Origin of the sequence: Halobellus sp. H-GB7 (genome assembly GCF_030848585.1) — an archaeon.
In the GTDB taxonomy this organism is placed as follows: domain Archaea; phylum Halobacteriota; class Halobacteria; order Halobacteriales; family Haloferacaceae; genus Haloquadratum; species Haloquadratum inordinatus.
This window is the reverse complement of record NZ_JAVDDW010000004.1, coordinates 245738-262162: the sequence shown is the minus strand read 5'-3', so window position 1 is coordinate 262162 and position 16425 is coordinate 245738. Positions and strand designations below refer to the sequence as shown.

Below are 16425 nucleotides of genomic sequence, written 5' to 3'. Positions count from 1 at the left end.
ATCACATCCCGAGGGTACTCCCGCTGATGCACACCGAAGTTCTCGGTCGTCGAGACGAGTGCGGCCGAACGGCTCCCGACGGTCCCGCCGGCCGCCTCGGGTCCCACCGCGCCCGCGACGGTAGCCGCGGCGCACCCGTCGGGATCGATCTCGACCGGCCGCACGCCGCGCTCGTCGTCGGCAAGCGGGGTTACGGTAAGTCCTACACGCTCGGCGTCCTGGCGGAAGAAGCAGCCAGAGCGCGCGGCGTCGCCCCCGTCGTCGTCGATCCGATGGGCGTCTTTCGCGGCTTGGCCGACGACGCGACCGGGACGCCCGTCCCCGCTCGGATCGTCGACGAGCCGACGATCCGCGCAGACGCGATTCCGCCGGCGCGGTGGCCGCAACTCGTCGGGAGCGACCCCGACCAGCCGGTCGGCGCGCTCGTCTGGCACGCCGCATCGACGGCCGCGACGCTCTCTGAGATGCGTGCTGTCGTCGACGCGGCCGACGCAACGGCAGACGTTCGCCGCGCGGCCGGCAACCGTCTCCGGCGTGCCGATTCGTGGGGTGTCTTCGATCCCGCGGGACTCGACGCACACGCACTCGCCGGCGGCGAGGCGACGATTCTGGACTGTTCTGGGCTCGACGACGCGCCTTCGAACGCGGTCGTCGCCGGCGTCGCAGCGGCGCTCTACGACGCCCGTCTCGGGCGTGGTGCTGCGGGTGTGGCGGGTGCCGAGCCGCCGACGGTCGAACGTCTCCCCTGGCTCTTCGTCGACGAAGCACACGTCTTCTTCGAGGGCGTCGCCGGTGCATCGCTCCGGGCGATCCTCACTCGCGGCCGCGCACCGGGCGTCTCGCTCGTCGCCGCGACACAGCGCCCGAGCGCGCTCCCGGCCGTCGCCGTCTCCCAGTCGGACCTCCGTATCGTCCATCGGTTGACGGCTGGGCCGGACGTCCGCGCGCTCGCGGCCGCAGATCCTGCCTACGTCGATACGGACGTCACAGACGCGATGCCGACGGCTCCCGGGGAAGCGCTCGTCGTCGACGACACCGCGGAAGCGACTCGCACGGTCGCGGTCCGCGAACGCGACACGCCGCACGGCGGGGCGAGTCCGCGCGCGTCGGCGGTTGCAGCGGCGTCGCCCCCATCGGCTGCCGCATCTCACGCCGACAGTGCGGAGGCGACCGACACGGGAACGGCTGACCCAGACGCGACCGAAACCGACGAGTACACTCGCGTGTGATCCACGCTCGATGGCCGACAGGCTCGTCCCCGTGCTCGTCGCGCTTGGCGGATTCCTCGGAGCGACGTCACGCTATCTCGTCGGCACGGCCGTGCCGGGGCTACGCGGGACATTCGTCGTGAACGTCCTCGGAAGTTTCGTCCTCGCGCTCTCGATCGGTGTCGTCCGGTCGAGTCGCCTCCGCTTCTTCCTCGCGACGGGATTGCTCTCCTCGTTCACGACGTACAGCACCTTCGCCGTCGAGACGATGTCGCTCGGCCCGACCTGGGGCCTCGCGAACGTCGGGGCCAACTACGCGTTCGGCTTTCTCGCCGCATTCCTCGGACTCGCCGCAGGGAGGCGGTTCGCGTGACTATCTCCCTCGGTGTCGTTCTCGCGATACTCGCCGGTCTCGACGGCGTTCCCCTGTCGATTCTCGTCGGAGTCGGGGGAGCGGTCGGCGCACTCGGCCGGTACGCAGTCGACGTCGCACTCGGCGGCGGCCGTCGGAGTACCTTCGCCGTCAACGTCCTCGGGAGCGCCGCGCTCGGGGCGCTCGTCACCTCGTCACCGCACGCGACGACTCTCGCTGTCGCTGGGACGGGATTCTGCGGCGCGTTCACGACGTTCTCCTCGTTCGCCGTCAACGTGGTCGAGGCCGCCTCGAAGGAAAATTGGCGGCTCGCGGCTGTCGACGCTGTTGGGACACTCGCGTCGGCGCTCCTCGGCGTGGCTCTCGGGACTGCTCTTGTGGGGATATAGATCGTCTCGCCGCCATCGGCTCACGAGAAAAAGCACCTGCTACGACGTTGAAATCGAAAAAGCGCCCGAGGCGGGATTTGAACCCGCGTCACGACCGTGACAGGGTCGTATGATGGGCCACTACACCACCCGGGCACACATCGGAGCAAAGCACAAGCGCCCGAGGCGGGATTTGAACCCGCGTCACGACCGTGACAGGGTCGTATGATGGGCCACTACACCACCCGGGCTTGCTCCACTTCTTCGTTGCCCGGTAGTCTAATTAAGACTTATCATCTGATGGCGGCGTGGGAGAGGTCACCGCGCGGCCGACGATGCGGGGAAACCCCTGGACAGAGCCCAGGCTCCGGCGAGAGTAGCGGCCGGACGAAAGACAGCAAAGCGAGCGAAGAGCGATAACCGAAGACGCGCGGTTCCGTCGTTCGATTGGCGGGGGTGCCTCAGTCGTCGGCCGGGGTCGCTGCGGCCGCTTCCTCGGCCTCTTTCTCGGCTTTCTCTTCTTTTTCTTTCTTGTTCTTGATCTTCTTCAGACGGAAGATCTCCTCGCGCTCTTGCTCTTCGAGCTTCTGCTCGATGTACTCTTTGTTCTCGTTGAGTTCGGGGAGCAGCTTGAACTCCAAGGCGTTGACGCGGCGTTTCGTCGTCTCGATCTCTTTGAGCATCTTCTTCATCGCCGTCTCGACCTCCGCGGCGAGGATGATCGTCTCGAGCAGTTCCTCGTAGGCGTCTGCGGCCTCGTCGATCCGCGCCGAGGAGCCGAGGAGCCCGTAGCCGCGCTGGTCGAGGCTCTTTTTCACGCGCGAGGACTCGATCTGCGGGACGACGACGCCCATAATGTTCTTCGACTGCGTGGTGATCTCCGGATGCTCTTTGAGCGCCGCGGCGGCACCGCGCACGGCGACGTCGCCTTCCATCGCTCGCGCCATATTGATCTTCTCTTGGGCCGTCTCGTAGTTCTGGTTCAGCTCGGAGCGGACGTCCTGTGCTTGGTCCAGAATGTCCATAAACTCCATAATGAGGCCGTCTCGCTTCTGTTCGAGCGTGTCGTGGCCCCGCTCGGACAGTTGGATCCGATCCTCGATCGCCATCAAGTTCTTGCGTGTCGGTTTGACGTCTTCGGCCATTGCCTGCCAGTTGTGAACCGAGCCTGTTAACCTTTTACTGTTCGCGGACGAGGCCGGCCAGGCCGGCGTTCTCGGTGCGGTCCATCCACGTCACGATCACTACGTGGGGAAGCGTCAACACGGCGATGAAGACGAGGTACAGCGCGGCCAACGTCTGCAGGTCGGTCTGGACGCGTCCAACGAGTGCGACGCCGACGAGCAGTCCGACGGAGACCACCGTCAGCGGCAGCGCGTCGCGGCCCGTCCGCAAGAGCGCAGGGACGGCTCCGCGATCGGCGAACGCCCGCCTGGCGCTCGGGTCGACGCCGACGAGACGGGCGATGTGTCGCAGCGAGTGCCACACACAGAAGTACACGCCGATCGCGAGGATCGGCGGAACGACGAGGAAGTACACCCACAGCAGCCCCGTCTCGGCGGCGTCGAGCCGCCATCCGTCACCGGGACTGCGCCGATACCCAGCGAGGAGCGTCCCGACCGTCAGCGCCGCGAACGCCGCACCGACGCTGAGGCGCACGTCGGGCGCGACCAGCCACGACGCGTCGAGGCTGCCGCCGAACAGCGCCACCCAGGCGTCGACGACGTCTCGGTATCGCTCCGGGAATCGGAGTAGCGGCACGAGCATCGGCAGTCCCCCGCGCACGAGAAGCGTGCCGGTGCGTACCGCTCGACTGTCGAGATGTGACCCGCCGAGCGCCTCGAGCGCGTAGAGATCGCCTTGGCCCCAGTGGACCCAGGTCATCCCGATGAAAAACGCGGCTGATGCTATCGGTGAGAGGAGCCACAGCACCGCGTACGCCCCGCCGAGGAGTAGATACACGAGTCCGACGATCAGGAGCCAGCGAACCGACGGTTGCTCCCCGGCCGCCCGGGCGGGTGCCAGGTGGTCGACTGCGCCGTGCGGCAACCCGAACACGAGGAGGCTCACCGCCAGTGGGGCGTACCGCGCCCACGGCGGCAGCGTCGTCGCCGCCCCTACGAGCGCCGCACCGCCCCCGAGAATCGCGACCCCGGCAGTGAGCAACCACGCCGGACGGCCGCCGATCGTGCGCATCAGCGATTGTGTCACGTCGTCCTCGCTCTCGACGGCGCTCTTGTCGATCCGCCGCGTCTCGCCGTCGTGAGCCGTCGAGCCAGCCATCGTTATCGGGCCGTTTCCGCGCCGGCGCGGAGGCGATCGTACCAGTGCCGCGCCGTCGCGGCCGTGCCGTCCGCCCACCGCTGCATCACGAGCCGATACAGGACGAGTCCCTGCACGACGAAGAGGTTCGTCACGAGGAAGAACATCGCTTCCTCGACGGGCAGCCCCGCGATGGAGAGCCCAGTCGTGTACTGCTTCGAGAGGATCCAGATGCCGTACTCGATGGCGATCCTGTCGGCGACGCAGAGATACAGTGTCGGGAGCACCGTTCCGAGAGCGACGGTCCGCCGGCGCGTCCACAACTGCGGTGCGCCGACGACCCATTGCAACGCCAACACCGGGGCCGCCCACGCGAGCGTCGCACCGAGGTAGAACGTCGCGTCGGTGCCGAGCAACTGCCAGCCCCCGAGACCGATGGCGACCGCGAGTCCGAACGCGACGAGGCGGCTCCTGATCGGATGCGACGCCGACGGCCACGCCGTCGAAAACGACAGGTGTGACAGCCACAGCGCAGTCAGCCAGGGTTGGACGACGATGAAGAGATACTCCTCCAGCGGCGCGTAACCGATCGTCAGGACGGTCGTCTCGGCGCCGTACCACCAGACCCCACGCGCGATGAGGTAGTTGTCCCACGGCGTCGTGTACACGAGCGCAACGACGGTGATGATGGCTACCCCCGCCCAGTAGTTGCGCCAACTACTGCTGTCCCACGAGGCGACACCGCTGATCCGTGATCGGCTCACGAAGCCGGTCGCAGACAGCAGCATTACTGCTGGCAGTAAAAACGCGAAGTGGAATTGGAGGTACGTGAACTGAAACGTCATCTGTAATCTCGTCTCGTTGGCGGCCGTCTGCGTCGTCTCGGCGCCGGCGACTCACGCGCCGGCGTACGGTCCAGACTGTGAACGCGGGGTGGGCGGGGTACGCGTTCGGTGCTGCGTTCGAATCGCCGGTCTTCGTCGATTAGTCTGCCGGTTCGGCGCTCGACGCTCGCGCCCCGGCAGCGTCGAGCACCTCACGGCTCGACAGCAGGATGATCCCGAATCCGACCTTTGCGACCAGGTCCAGGATCATAAATCCGGCCGTCTCGATGTTGAGCGACACGAGCTGTAGGCCTTCCGTGCCGACGATCCACCAGACGGGGTAGACCAGCCAGACGACGACGATCAGCGTACGGAGCGTGCTGAACGTCGACGCGGCGTCGCCGGTGAGTTTGCTCGCTTTCTCGTCGAGGGAGCCGTACAGCATGTACAGCAGCACCAGCAGGAAGCCGGTGGAGATCCCCCACCAGATCAGTCGGCGTGCGCCCTCGCTGAGGAAGCCGGGACCGGCGGACAGCGTCGCGACGACGCCCGTTCCGATCATCAGCATATCCAGTCCGACCAGCGAGGAGAGCTCGTTCCGGTTCGCCCCGACGAGCAGCCCGAGGTCGATGAGCAAAAGCGGTGTCGTGAAGAACCAGTCAGTGTACCGGGCCCAGTAGATCGGCAGTTCCTCGCCGCCGACCTCCACTATCGTCAACCCGAATCCCAACGCCATCGCAAGATAGTTTACAAATGCGATGGCGGTGATGAATATCGTGACGATGTAGAACTCCTGTCTCCGTCTGTCTGTTTCTCCCCAGCCCCTGGCGATGAAGTACAGCATCCCCAGGAACATCCCGAGCGTTCCGAGCCAGAGCCATATCGATTCACTACCTGGTTGTGGCATATTGCGTCCCAAAGTTTGCAGGTAAATGATATAAGCAACGTTCCCAACTAGTTGGGATTCGATTAGACGGCACGGGCCTCCGTACACAACTGTTGACAGTTATCGGGGAGATCACACGGCTGCAACGCTGTTGTGTCTCTCGGGGACTGGACGTGTAGAAGTTGCTGACTCCGTCGTGCCCCAATGCGTTTCGGTGCGTCTCGCGGCGGTGCGTCAGTCGAACAGCGCGGCCGCGACCTTTCGCTGCGCCGCTCGCAGATGCTGGTGGAACGTCGATCGGCAGACGCCCATCGACTCGGCGATCTCCTCGCCGCTGGTGTCGTGGGGCCACTCGAAGTAGCCGGCCGTGTAGGCCCGAAGGAACGCGGCGTGCTGTCGATCTGTCAATTCCGATTCCAGCTCGGCGACGAACCCCTGGCTCGTGTCGTCACGCGTCTCGCGACGACAGTAACTGATCACCTCTGCGCTTTCGAAGCGCTCCATCGCGGCTGCAGCCAACGACTGGGCGAGCGCTTCCCGGCCCACTTCGACCGTCACACGAGCGATCCCGGGCTCGATCACGGCTGCACGGAGTTCGCCGCTGTGCGCTGTGAGCAGTTCCTGCAGCGTCGGATCGGTCACCGTGAGTTCGATCACGGGTCCACAGGTGGTCTCGGCGAGCACCGTATCGACCTCGATGTCGTCGCGTTCTGCGGCCGCGCCGTGCACTGCCTCCCCGTCGAGTTGTGCCGTCGGCTCGGCCACCTCGAACAGCATCGTCGGCCGGTCTTTGTCGCCGACGCTGCCGGCGTACTGCAGTTGACTCTGCAGATCGGTGGCGAACCCGGCCAACGGGTGGTCACCGAGTGCGAGCCGCAGTTCGACGGTCTCCTGCGTCTGGAGCGTCCGCTGGGTCTCGTGTGCGTTGATCCCGGTTGCGAGGGTTCGCCCCAGTGCCGCCAGAATGGCCCGCTCGTGGTCGTCGAATCCGTCGTTTCGAACGTACACGCAAACGACGCCGTACGTCGCCTCCCCGTAGTGCAACGGCACGGCGGCGACCGACGTCAACGCCGCTTCGGTGTCCCCGTCGAGAGATTCGATGCGGACGTGGCGTTCGGCGAGCGCGCCGGCCACGGCCCGTTCGACCGGGTTGCGCGATTCGCCCCCGTCGCTGACGTCGCCGTCACCCCCGCCCATCGCGGCCACGTCGCCGACGACGAATCGACTGCCTTGGGGGACGTCCGTTTCTCCGACTACCTCGTCGGGCTCGACCGCTTCGATCGCGGGATCGTACGCTCCGAACCACGCGCCGGCGTAGACTTCTCCGATCGCCTGGACGGCTTCACGCTGCAGGTCACTCCGTGACTGTGACTGGGTTACTGCGTCTGTGACCTCTGCGACGATGCCATCGAGCCGTTCGAGGAGATGCTTTTGTGCGGTGCGTTCCCGTTCGATCCGTTCGGCCCGATCCGCAGCAGCCTGCTCGGCGCGTTTTCGGCGCGTGACGTCCTGTTGGAATCCGACGTAGTAGGCGACCTCGCCCGTCTCGTCGTACAGTGGCGCGATCGTCACCTCGTTCCAGAACAGCTCGCCGTTTTTCCGATAGTTCCGAAGCACGACGGTGGTGGCCTGCCCGTCTTCGATGGCTGCTCGCATCTGTGCGACGGGTTTCGCACGCGTCGCCTCTCCCTGCAGAAACCGGCAGTTTCGCCCGACCGCGTACTCCGGTGCGTAGCCGGTGATCCGCTCGAACGCGGCGTTCGCGTACACGAGCGGCATATCCGGCTTCGTCGCGTCGGCGATGGTGATTCCCACCGGGGCTTCGTCCATCGTGCGCGTCTTCAGCGACTCGTCGACGGCGTCGGTACTCGCAGACATCGTCCGCGAGTCGGTTTCGGGCCGCTCCCGTGCCACACCCGACCGCACCCGCACGTCCGCCTCCGACCGCTGTGTCATAGGCTAGCTAGCGAGGGATGCAGTAAAACGTGTGTGGCCGATTCGGGGACGCGAGCGAGCCCACCCGAGCACCCCTCGTGGAGGTTCTCGCGGGGGCCGAGAGCAGTCACTCGCGGGAGTGTGAGTGCTCGGAACGAACGCAGCGCCGCAAAGAAAGTCGAAAAATCGCCGCCCGCGATCAGTCGGCGGTCGCTTCCGCTTCGGTCTCGCCGCCGGCGTCTTCGTGGTAGTACTCCTCGATGAAGTCCTCGTCGACCCGGTTGAGTTCCTCTTTCGGCAGCATCGAGAGGAGGTCCCACCCGATCTCGAGGGTCTCTTCGAGTTCGCGGTTGGTCTCGAAGCCTTGGTCGATGAACTCCTCCTCGAAGCGGTCGGCGAAGTCGAGGTACTTGTTGTCTCGCTCTGAGAGCGCCTCGCGACCGACGATGTTCACGAGGTCGCGCAGGTCCTCACCCTCGGCGTACGCGGCGTACATCTGGTCGGAGACGTCGCCGTGGTCCGCGCGGGTGAGGCCCTCGCCGATACCGTCGTCCATCAGCCGCGAGAGGCTGGGCAGGACGTTCACCGGAGGCTGGAGCCCCTGACTGTTGAGGTCGGGGTCGACGTAGATCTGCCCCTCGGTGATGTACCCGGTCAGGTCCGGAATCGGGTGCGTGTCGTCGTCGCCGGGCATCGTGAGGATCGGAATCTGGGTGACCGACCCTTCACGACCCTCGATCCGGCCGGCGCGCTCGTAGAGCTGCGCCAGGTCGGTGTACATGTATCCGGGGTAGCCACGGCGGCCCGGGACCTCTTCACGAGCCGCGCCGATCTCACGGAGCGCCTCGCAGTAGTTGGTCATGTCGGTGAGGATGACGAGGACGTGGTAGTCCTTCTCGAAGGCGAGGTACTCGGCGGTGGTGAGGACCATCCGCGGGGTGACCGTCCGCTCGACGGCGGGGTCGTCCGCGAGGTTCATGAAGACGACAGAGCGTTCGAGTGCGCCCGTACGCTCGAAGTCCTCCATGAACTCGTTGGCCTCTTCCTGGGTGATACCCATCGCGCCGAAGATGACGGCGAACTCGGAGCCTTCTCCTTCGCCTTCCTCTTCTTCGGGCACGCTCGCCTGACGAGCGATCTGCATCGCCAGTTCGCTGTGGGGCTGCCCCGAACTGGAGAAGATCGGGAGCTTCTGCCCGCGGACGAGCGTGTTCATCCCGTCGATGGCGGAGACGCCCGTCTCGATGAACTCCTCGGGGTACTCCCGGGAGTAGGGGTTGATCGCCGCGCCGACGATGTCCTGTCGCTCGTCGGGGACGATGTCGGGGCCGCCGTCGATCGGGCGGCCGGATCCGTCGAGAACCCGTCCGAGCAGATCCTCGGTGACGGGCATCTTCATCGTCTCGCCGAGGAAGCGAACCGATGCGTGCTGGTCGATACCACTGGTGCCCTCGAAGACCTGGATGGCGACGACGCCGTCCGAGGATTCGAGCACCTGACCGCGCAGCGTCTCGCCCTGGGCCGTTTCGATCTCGACGATCTCGTCGTAACCGATGGCTTCGTCGACCTCGGCGTACACCAGCGGACCGCTGATCTCGGTGATGGTTTGGTACTCTTTCATGTTAGTAGAGGCTCCGGAGCTGTTCGGTGATCTCCGATTTGAGCTCGTCGACGTACTCTTCGTAGTCTTCCTGGACGCCGATCCGGTTGATGTTCGGGGCGGCGTCGATATCGATGATCTCCTCGACCGGGACGCCGGCTTCCAGCGCGTCGAACGCCTCGTCGTTGAACGTCTGGATCGTCGTCAGCATCAGGTACGTCTTCTCCGGCGGACAGTAGGTGTCGACCGGGTGGAAGGCGTTCTGCTGGAGGTACGCCTCACGCAGGTAGCGAGCGACCTCGAGGGTCAGCTGCTGGTCCTCCGGCAGCGCGTCCTTCCCGACGAGCTGTACGATCTCTTGCAGTTCGGTCTCCTCGTCGAGGACGTCGACCGCCCACTGGCGCTTCTCTGGCCAGTCGTCGGCGACTTCGTCCTGGAACCAGGGGTCGAGCTGATCTTTGTACAGCGAGTACGACTCGTTCCAGTTGATCGATGGGAAGTGTCGACGCTCGGCGAGGTCTGCGTCCAGCGCCCAGAACGTCTTCACGATACGCAGGGTGTTCTGCGTGACCGGCTCGGAGAAGTCGCCGCCGGGCGGCGAGACCGCACCGATCGCAGAGACCGATCCCTCGGTCCCGTTGACGTTCTCGAAGTAGCCGGCGCGCTCGTAGAACTGCGAGAGGCGCGCGGCCAGGTACGCGGGGTACCCTTCCTCGCCGGGCATCTCCTCGAGACGCGAGGAGATCTCACGCATCGCCTCGGCCCACCGCGAGGTGGAGTCGGCCATCAGCGCGACGTCGTAGCCCATATCGCGGTAGAACTCCGCGATGGTGATCCCCGTGTACACGCACGATTCACGCGCGGCGACGGGCATGTTCGAGGTGTTCGCGATGAGCGACGTCCGGGCCATAAGCGGGTTCCCGGTCGAGGGGTCTTCCAGCTCGGGGAAGTCGTCGATGACTTCGGTCATCTCGTTCCCGCGCTCGCCACAGCCGACGTAGATGATGATGTCGGCGTCGGCGTACTTCGCGAGCTGGTGCTGGGTGACCGTCTTCCCGGAGCCGAACGGCCCCGGAATCGCGGCCGTTCCGCCCTTCGCGATCGGGAACAGGCCGTCGAGGATGCGCTGTCCAGAGACGAGCGGCGTTCGCGGGGTCTTCTTCTCGACGGTGGGGCGGGCCTCACGGACCGGCCACTCCTGTCGCATCTGGACCTCTTCGCCGTTGTCGAGTTCGACGACCGTCTCGTCGACAGTGAACGAACCGGACTCGACGGCGACGACTTCGCCACCCTCGTAGTCCGGCGGGACCATCACCTTGTGGTCGATGGTGATCGTCTCCTCGACGATGCCGACCACGTCACCGGTCTCGACGACGTCGCCTTCCTCGACTTCGGGCTCGAACTCCCACTCTTTGTCGAGTTCGATCCCCGGCGCGTCGACGCCGCGGTCGAGGTAGGGACTTCCCATCTTGTCTTCGAGGACGTCCAGCGGACGCTGGACGCCGTCGTAGATGGTGTCGAGAAGTCCCGGACCGAGGTCGACACTCAGGGGTTCGCCCGTGCTCTCGACTGGCTCGCCCGGGCTGATGCCCGAGGTCTCTTCGTACACTTGAATCGTCGTCGTGTCGCCCTCGATCTCGATAACCTCGCCCATCAGACCCTCGTCGCCCACATAGACGACGTCGTTCATCCGGGCGTCGAGATCGCGGGCGGTCACGACGGGACCACTCACGCTCGAGATAATACCGTCTTCGCGGACGGTTTGTGCTGTCTGGCTCATAGTTAGTCTTCCTCCATCAGATCGATACCGATGGCTCGTTTGATCTGGTCGCGGAGGCCGCCTGCGCCCGCGCCGCCGCCGAGGGTGACCAGCGTCGGTTCGATGCTGGTCTCGACGGCGTTGCGGACCGATCGAGAGAGGTACTCGAGGTCGTCGTCGTGCATCACCACGATGCCGACGTCTTCGTCTTCGAGTACGTCCGTCACGGCCTCGTCGAGCTGTTCGTCTTTCTCTTCGTCGGAAACCGTCTCGAACTTCCGGACGCCCGCGAGGCGGAACCCGGTCGTGAAGTCCGGACTTCCGACGACGGCGATCTCCTGGCTCATAGGATCACCAATTCCTGTTCGATCTGCTCCTCGGAGAGCCCCGCCTCGCGTCCGCGTGCAATCGCCCGAATGTTGTCGACCTCGCGTTCCTTCGCGAGGATGTAGGAGGCGATCGGCGTGATCGAGAGCGGGAACACGTGCCCGAGTGCGTCCGTGTACTTCAACAGGACGGCGTCGAGCGCGCGCTCGAAGCCGATGAGACTGTCGATGGCTTCGAGTTCGTCGAGCGCCTCCGAGAGTTCGTCTCCGTACTTCGACTCACGGATCGCCGACACGAGTTCGTCGCGGTTCTGCGCCAGCGTCGCGAGTTCGCTCGCCGAGAACAGCGAGCCGCCGTCGATGTAGTAGTCGGCGGGGTCGATGTCCGCGCCGCTCTGTGCGAGGCGCAGCGCGTTCCGGGCGTTCCGGAAGTCGATCTCGGCTTCGAGGAACTCGCGGTACTGCTGGGTCGCTTCGTCGACGACGAGCCCTTCGAGGAGGTGGTCGTAGTACGTTCGATCGACCGCGTTCTCGAGGGGCACGAGGACGCCGGTGTCCTCGTAGTCCTCGTAGGCCTCCGCGAGCCCGGGACCGAAGATCGTTCCCGAGAGGCGGTCGACGACGTCCTCGATGCTCGGCGCATCGAGCAACTGATCGAGCAGTTGATCGTCGAACTCGCCAGCACGGATGAGGTCGTCGGCAATCGCGTCCCGGTCGGCCTCCGAGTAGAGGCCGCGGATGACGGTCTTGACGTTCCACGCGTCGAACTTGCGCAGGTACCGCGCGATGAGGTCGTAGAGACGCCCGTCGGCCCACCGAAGCAGATCTTCGAACTGCTTTGCGAGGTTCCGGTTGAGCGCGTACTCGATGAGATCGACGCCCGAGTGTCGCGATCCGAGCGCGTTGATCTCGGACTCGTAGTCGGATTCCTCCATAAACCGGGCGATCTCGGCCGGCCCCATCCGAATCAGCTTGCGGTACTCTTCGTCCCCGTACAGTGCGCTTCGACGCGCCCTGACGCGGGCCGTCACGTACTCCGGGTTGGAACCGCCGGCGGTACTCATTGTTCGAACAGGATCTCGCTCACGTTCTTGAGGTTATCCTCCCAGACGCCTGCAAGAACCGAGTCGAAGGTGTTGTTCACGCGAACGCGGGAGTCGGCTCCCTCGACGACGACGCCGCCGAGACAGTCGTACTCGCCGGCGTACTCGAAGCCGTCGTACTCGTCGGCGAGCTCTTCGAGCAGTTCCGCGTCGTCGGCGCGGCCGTAGACCGACACCGACTCGCCCTCAGCGAACTCCGTGGTCGCGTCCTCGAGGAGCGTCCGGGTAAGCGTTTCGCGCTTCTCACCGGAGAGTTCGACGAGTTCGTCCTCGACGCGCTGGCGCACGTCTTCGAGGACGTCGCGGCGGGCTTCGAGCCGCTCCTGTTTCGCTTCGAGCTTCGCGCTCGAGAGCGCCTGTTCGCGTTCCTGTTCGATCTGGCGCTCGACGTCGGCCTTTCGCGCCTCGAGGAGTTCGTCGGCGTCCGTCTCGGCCGTCTCGACGATGTCCTCGGCGCGGCGCTCACCCTGCTCGCGTATTTCCTCCGCACGCGCGCGGGCTTCGTCTCGGATGTCTTCGACGACGTTGTCCAAACTCATTGATGGAAAGAGGCGGGGGCGGTTAGACCAGGAATACGACGACGAGCGCGAGGATGACGAGTGTCTCCGGCAGGACGGTCAGGATGAGACCGTTGACGAAGAGATCGTTGTCTTCAGCGATGGCGCCCATCGCTGCGGCGCCGATACCACGCTCGGCGTAACCCGCACCGAAGGCGGCGAGGCCGACCGCGATCGCGGCGGCGGCGGTTGGTTCGAGAGCCGGTGCAGCTGCCTGAGCTTCCTGTAGGAGTGCGTACATTGTCTTAAATTTTCGACCGGATAGTCGTCTCCGAACGTGCGTAATTGAACAGAGGCATCTCATAAAGCTTCCCAAACTAACTCGCCGTATCGGGGACAGAAGCGGCCGCACTCGGCCGTATTCGTCGATTCGAGGAATTGGCTGCGCCGCTAGTCGCGCCGCGGCGACCGGGTCGCATAGAGCGAGTCCCGCCTGCGGTGCGGTCGGATGCGTCTGCCGTCAGATGAGTGGTCGCCGACGCAGCGTGCGTCGGCGAGGAGGTTCGTTCGTCTGCTCAGTCTTCGGTCGTGAAGCGCCGTTCGTAGCCGAAAGGCTCGTACTCGCGGCCGCCGCCGTCGAAGAACTTGTTGAAGAACTCGACGTACTCGAGACGCACCGCCTGCAGGCCCGCGCTCGTGACACCGAGCGCGAGGACGAGCAGGTGGCCGAGGACGAGCACCAGGAGGCCGATCAGGATCGTCGCGGCGTCGCCGTGGACGAGCCCGCCGAACATAATTTCGGTCACCTCGTAGCCGTGGTAGCTCAGGGTTTCACCCGGCCCGAGCGCCGCGACGGCGGCGGCGTCCGGCATCCCGCCGAGGCCGAAGTGCCAGCCGCCGTGGCTGTCGACGTACACGCCGAAGAACAGCAGGTTGACCGTGAAGGCCATTCCTGCCTTCGCCAGCAGCACCGCGGCGATACGCGTGTACGAGAGGACGTTCACGAGCACGTTCAGGAACTCGACGGCCTCGATCGGCTCGCCGACTGCGAGGAGGACGAGGCCGATGAGGAACACCACGAGCGGGACAGTGATCGGTCCAACGCCCGGGATCGTGAAGATCTCCATCGCCGGGAAGCCGCTGAACCCGAGCGGCAGCACGCCGTCGCTCGCGAACGTGGTGTAGAGGAACCCCGGAGCGACGCTACGGAGCGCGTCGCTGAAGACCCACACCCACAGGCCGTTCATCATCAGGAGCCACGAGCCGTTCTCGTAGATGGCGTGTTCGAGGTCGTGCAGTTCGAGGTCTTCGAGGAACCCGAAGATCCACGCGACGTTGAGGTGGAAGATCCCGATCAGCACGCTCACGACGAGCCAACCGCGGGCCCAGTCGATGCCCTCGGGCGAGAGTCCCTTCTCGATCGGCGGGTGTGCCATTCCGAGCGCACCCTCCCAGAAGTACGTCGAGATCAGGTGCAGGCCGAAGATCTCGCCGTAGAGGATCCCGAAAATCGCCGTGAACACACCGGCGGCGATCGTGACGCCGCCCATACTCCGGAAGGCCGGTCGGTCCGCGAAGGCGGTGTAGAGATAGTAGCCGATCCCAGTGTAAATGAGGCCGTAACCGAGGTCCCCGATCATGAAGCCGAAGAACGCCGGGAACGTGAGAAAGAGCACGATCGTCGGATCGAACTCGTAGTAGCTCGGCCGGTTGACCGCCTGAACCAGGATCTCGAACGGCTTGACGGCGCCGGGGTTGTCCTGCACCGTCGGCGGTTCGTCGTCGGCCATCACGACCGGGCTGCCGCCGTCGGCGCGTGCGTCGGCGTTCGAGCCGCCGTCGGCGGCCGCGGGCGACCCCGCACCGCCGCTGCCGCCGGCAGACACGTCTTCGCGCACGTGGTCGGTGCCGTCCTTCGAGAACGTCGCGCGTTCGATCTCCTCGATCTCGGCGCGCTCGCCGACGACGTCTTTGATCGCGCCCTTGAACTCGGTGTAGCGCTCGCTCGGGATCCAGCCTTCGGCGATGAAGGCGTTCTCGGTCGTCGCGAAGGAGAGCGGCGCTTCGGTCTTTTGGACGTCGATCGAGAGTTTCTCCTCGGCAGCGAGCAGGAAGCCCGCCGCATCCATCTTCTCGGCTTCCAGTTCGTTCTCGACCGTCGAGAGCTTCGATTCGAGCTGCTGTTTCTCGTGTTCGAGCTCCTTTTTGTACTCGCTCGGCGTCCCCTCCCAGTCCGGGATCTCATAGGAGGAGAAGTCCGCGCTGACGAGCGCGTCGACGAGCGCGGAGTCGTCGGCGTCGGGCGTCGGCCGCGCGAAGACCCCGAGGACGCCGTCACCGGTGAATATTTCGTGCGAGCGGAGGTCGTCGGCGTCGATGATCGCCCGCTCGATCGTGTCGCGGTCGCCGTCGCCGACGGCGACCTGTAGCGTGTCGTACCCCGACAACAGGTCGAGGTCGATGCCGAGATCCACGAACGGATCGATCGCGTCGAGTTGATCCTCCACGTCGCGGATCTCCTGTCGGAGTTCCTGCCGTCGGTCGTCGAGTTCGTTGACCCGCGTCCGGATCTCCTCGAGTTCCTCGTCGAGCGCCTCCTCGGTGACGATGCGCGTCGGTCCCGCGTCCTCTTCGTCGACGTCGAGGATGCTCTCCAGCGAGCGGACGGTGACGAGGCGATCGGAGGACTCCTCGGCGCCTTCGACCGGATCGCCCGGCTCGAAGCCGTCCCAGGAGCCGTCGTACTCGGTGACGTGCAGGAGGTTCAGTCCGTGAGCGGTCTCGATGACCTCGTCCATCACGGCCTTTGATCCCGTCACCGAGACCTTGCTCATCTGCTCAGGTCTGAGCATTTACCGCCTCCTCGAACTGACTGATCGCGTATTCGACCGCCTCGTCGGCGTTCTCCTCGGCCGACGCGACCAGTTTCTTGCGCGCTTCCTGGCCCTCCTCGAGGAGCTCTTGACGCTCCGTTTCGATCTCCTCGCGGGCCTCTGTGAGCCGTTTCTCTTCGTACTCGTCGGCCTCTTGTTCTGCCTCGTTGCGGATCTCTTCGGCTTCGCGCCGAGCCGCCTCGATTCGCTCGTCGCGATCGTCCTCGGCCTCTGCAACGATGTCGTCAGCCTCGGATTCAGCCGTTTTGATCCGTTCGAGAACCTCTGGTCTCGGCATACTCGTATCACCGAAACGTTGCGCAAGCGCTGTATAAGGTGTTTGCGGAACACACCCGGGAAGCCTCGGCGTTGCGTCGTCCGTGACGCCCCGCGACTCGGATCCGCACCGTT

The 16425-nt window shown here is 65.3% G+C and carries 16 protein-coding genes and 2 tRNA genes; 3 read left to right on the top strand and 15 right to left on the bottom strand.

What is annotated here, in order from left to right; translation table 11 throughout:
* Positions 1–26: 26 nt before the first annotated feature.
* Genes RBH22_RS09960 through RBH22_RS09950 form a run of 3 tightly spaced genes read left to right on the top strand, consistent with a single transcriptional unit; the run spans position 27 to position 1970 of the window.
* On the top strand, positions 27–1229 hold the full coding sequence (locus RBH22_RS09960; protein WP_306677373.1) for a DUF87 domain-containing protein: 1203 nt from the start codon (positions 27–29) through the stop codon (positions 1227–1229).
* Positions 1230–1239: 10 nt separating this feature from the next.
* Positions 1240–1581 carry a CrcB family protein gene (locus RBH22_RS09955; RefSeq protein ID WP_256545868.1) on the top strand — a complete coding sequence of 114 codons (342 nt, stop codon included), beginning with the start codon at positions 1240–1242 and terminating at the stop codon, positions 1579–1581.
* Positions 1582–1583: 2 nt separating this feature from the next.
* Complete coding sequence (locus RBH22_RS09950; RefSeq protein ID WP_306677417.1) at positions 1584–1970, top strand: CrcB family protein; 387 nt, start codon at positions 1584–1586, stop codon at positions 1968–1970.
* Between the two features lie 62 nt (positions 1971–2032).
* Here the strand turns inward: RBH22_RS09950 and RBH22_RS09945 are convergent.
* The 15 genes from RBH22_RS09945 to ahaH form a co-directional block, all read right to left on the bottom strand.
* Positions 2033–2105 (bottom strand) — tRNA-Asp (locus tag RBH22_RS09945).
* A gap of 22 nt (positions 2106–2127) precedes the next feature.
* Positions 2128–2200: transfer RNA gene (locus RBH22_RS09940), tRNA-Asp, on the bottom strand.
* Positions 2201–2410: 210 nt separating this feature from the next.
* Complete coding sequence (locus RBH22_RS09935) at positions 2411–3094, bottom strand: V-type ATP synthase subunit D (RefSeq protein WP_256545867.1); 684 nt, start codon at positions 3092–3094, stop codon at positions 2411–2413.
* Positions 3095–3128: 34 nt separating this feature from the next.
* Positions 3129–4232 carry a Brp/Blh family beta-carotene 15,15'-dioxygenase gene (locus RBH22_RS09930; RefSeq protein WP_306677372.1) on the bottom strand — a complete coding sequence of 368 codons (1104 nt, stop codon included), beginning with the start codon at positions 4230–4232 and terminating at the stop codon, positions 3129–3131.
* Between the two features lie 2 nt (positions 4233–4234).
* Positions 4235–5056: a lycopene cyclase domain-containing protein gene (locus tag RBH22_RS09925; protein WP_306677371.1), complete on the bottom strand. Its 822-nt coding sequence runs from the start codon at positions 5054–5056 to the stop codon at positions 4235–4237.
* Positions 5057–5195: 139 nt separating this feature from the next.
* Positions 5196–5942 (bottom strand): bacteriorhodopsin, encoded by a 747-nt coding sequence (locus RBH22_RS09920; protein WP_306677370.1) that lies wholly within the window; start codon positions 5940–5942, stop codon positions 5196–5198.
* A 213-nt stretch (positions 5943–6155) separates the two neighbouring features.
* The gene (locus RBH22_RS09915) at positions 6156–7877 is read right to left on the bottom strand and encodes a PAS domain-containing protein (protein ID WP_306677369.1); all 1722 of its coding nucleotides are present in this window, start codon (positions 7875–7877) and stop codon (positions 6156–6158) included.
* Positions 7878–8055: 178 nt separating this feature from the next.
* Positions 8056–9477: a V-type ATP synthase subunit B gene (locus tag RBH22_RS09910; RefSeq protein WP_306677368.1), complete on the bottom strand. Its 1422-nt coding sequence runs from the start codon at positions 9475–9477 to the stop codon at positions 8056–8058.
* Between the two features lies 1 nt (position 9478).
* Positions 9479–11236 (bottom strand): ATP synthase subunit A, encoded by a 1758-nt coding sequence (locus tag RBH22_RS09905; RefSeq protein ID WP_306677367.1) that lies wholly within the window; start codon positions 11234–11236, stop codon positions 9479–9481.
* A gap of 2 nt (positions 11237–11238) precedes the next feature.
* Positions 11239–11562: a V-type ATP synthase subunit F gene (locus RBH22_RS09900; protein WP_256288869.1), complete on the bottom strand. Its 324-nt coding sequence runs from the start codon at positions 11560–11562 to the stop codon at positions 11239–11241.
* The gene (locus RBH22_RS09895; protein WP_306677366.1) at positions 11559–12605 is read right to left on the bottom strand and encodes a V-type ATP synthase subunit C; all 1047 of its coding nucleotides are present in this window, start codon (positions 12603–12605) and stop codon (positions 11559–11561) included. The genes RBH22_RS09900 and RBH22_RS09895 overlap by 4 nt, the downstream gene beginning before the upstream one ends.
* Positions 12602–13183, bottom strand: a complete 582-nt coding sequence (locus RBH22_RS09890) for a V-type ATP synthase subunit E (RefSeq protein WP_256545860.1) — start codon at positions 13181–13183, stop codon at positions 12602–12604. Before RBH22_RS09890 ends, RBH22_RS09895 begins: the two co-directional genes overlap by 4 nt.
* Before the next feature lie 22 nt (positions 13184–13205).
* Positions 13206–13442 carry a hypothetical protein gene (locus RBH22_RS09885; protein ID WP_121568461.1) on the bottom strand — a complete coding sequence of 79 codons (237 nt, stop codon included), beginning with the start codon at positions 13440–13442 and terminating at the stop codon, positions 13206–13208.
* Positions 13443–13716: 274 nt separating this feature from the next.
* Positions 13717–15993, bottom strand: a complete 2277-nt coding sequence (locus RBH22_RS09880) for a V-type ATP synthase subunit I (protein WP_256545859.1) — start codon at positions 15991–15993, stop codon at positions 13717–13719.
* The gene (gene ahaH / locus RBH22_RS09875) at positions 15980–16312 is read right to left on the bottom strand and encodes an ATP synthase archaeal subunit H (RefSeq protein WP_121568459.1); all 333 of its coding nucleotides are present in this window, start codon (positions 16310–16312) and stop codon (positions 15980–15982) included. Before ahaH ends, RBH22_RS09880 begins: the two co-directional genes overlap by 14 nt.
* Positions 16313–16425: the final 113 nt, after the last annotated feature.

Bases quoted from the DNA above. Each gene is read 5' to 3' on its own strand.
- RBH22_RS09960 (WP_306677373.1), top strand. From the start codon at position 27: ATGCACACCGAAGTTCTCGGTCGTCGAGACGAGTGCGGCCGAACGGCT.
- RBH22_RS09955 (WP_256545868.1), top strand. From the start codon at position 1,240: ATGGCCGACAGGCTCGTCCCCGTGCTCGTCGCGCTTGGCGGATTCCTC.
- RBH22_RS09935 (WP_256545867.1), bottom strand. From the start codon at position 3,094: ATGGCCGAAGACGTCAAACCGACACGCAAGAACTTGATGGCGATCGAG.
- RBH22_RS09930 (WP_306677372.1), bottom strand. From the start codon at position 4,232: ATGGCTGGCTCGACGGCTCACGACGGCGAGACGCGGCGGATCGACAAG.
- RBH22_RS09925 (WP_306677371.1), bottom strand. From the start codon at position 5,056: ATGACGTTTCAGTTCACGTACCTCCAATTCCACTTCGCGTTTTTACTG.
- RBH22_RS09920 (WP_306677370.1), bottom strand. From the start codon at position 5,942: ATGCCACAACCAGGTAGTGAATCGATATGGCTCTGGCTCGGAACGCTC.
- RBH22_RS09915 (WP_306677369.1), bottom strand. From the start codon at position 7,877: ATGACACAGCGGTCGGAGGCGGACGTGCGGGTGCGGTCGGGTGTGGCA.
- RBH22_RS09910 (WP_306677368.1), bottom strand. From the start codon at position 9,477: ATGAAAGAGTACCAAACCATCACCGAGATCAGCGGTCCGCTGGTGTAC.
- RBH22_RS09905 (WP_306677367.1), bottom strand. From the start codon at position 11,236: ATGAGCCAGACAGCACAAACCGTCCGCGAAGACGGTATTATCTCGAGC.
- RBH22_RS09900 (WP_256288869.1), bottom strand. From the start codon at position 11,562: ATGAGCCAGGAGATCGCCGTCGTCGGAAGTCCGGACTTCACGACCGGG.
- RBH22_RS09895 (WP_306677366.1), bottom strand. From the start codon at position 12,605: ATGAGTACCGCCGGCGGTTCCAACCCGGAGTACGTGACGGCCCGCGTC.
- RBH22_RS09890 (WP_256545860.1), bottom strand. From the start codon at position 13,183: ATGAGTTTGGACAACGTCGTCGAAGACATCCGAGACGAAGCCCGCGCG.
- RBH22_RS09885 (WP_121568461.1), bottom strand. From the start codon at position 13,442: ATGTACGCACTCCTACAGGAAGCTCAGGCAGCTGCACCGGCTCTCGAA.
- RBH22_RS09880 (WP_256545859.1), bottom strand. From the start codon at position 15,993: ATGCTCAGACCTGAGCAGATGAGCAAGGTCTCGGTGACGGGATCAAAG.
- ahaH (WP_121568459.1), bottom strand. From the start codon at position 16,312: ATGCCGAGACCAGAGGTTCTCGAACGGATCAAAACGGCTGAATCCGAG.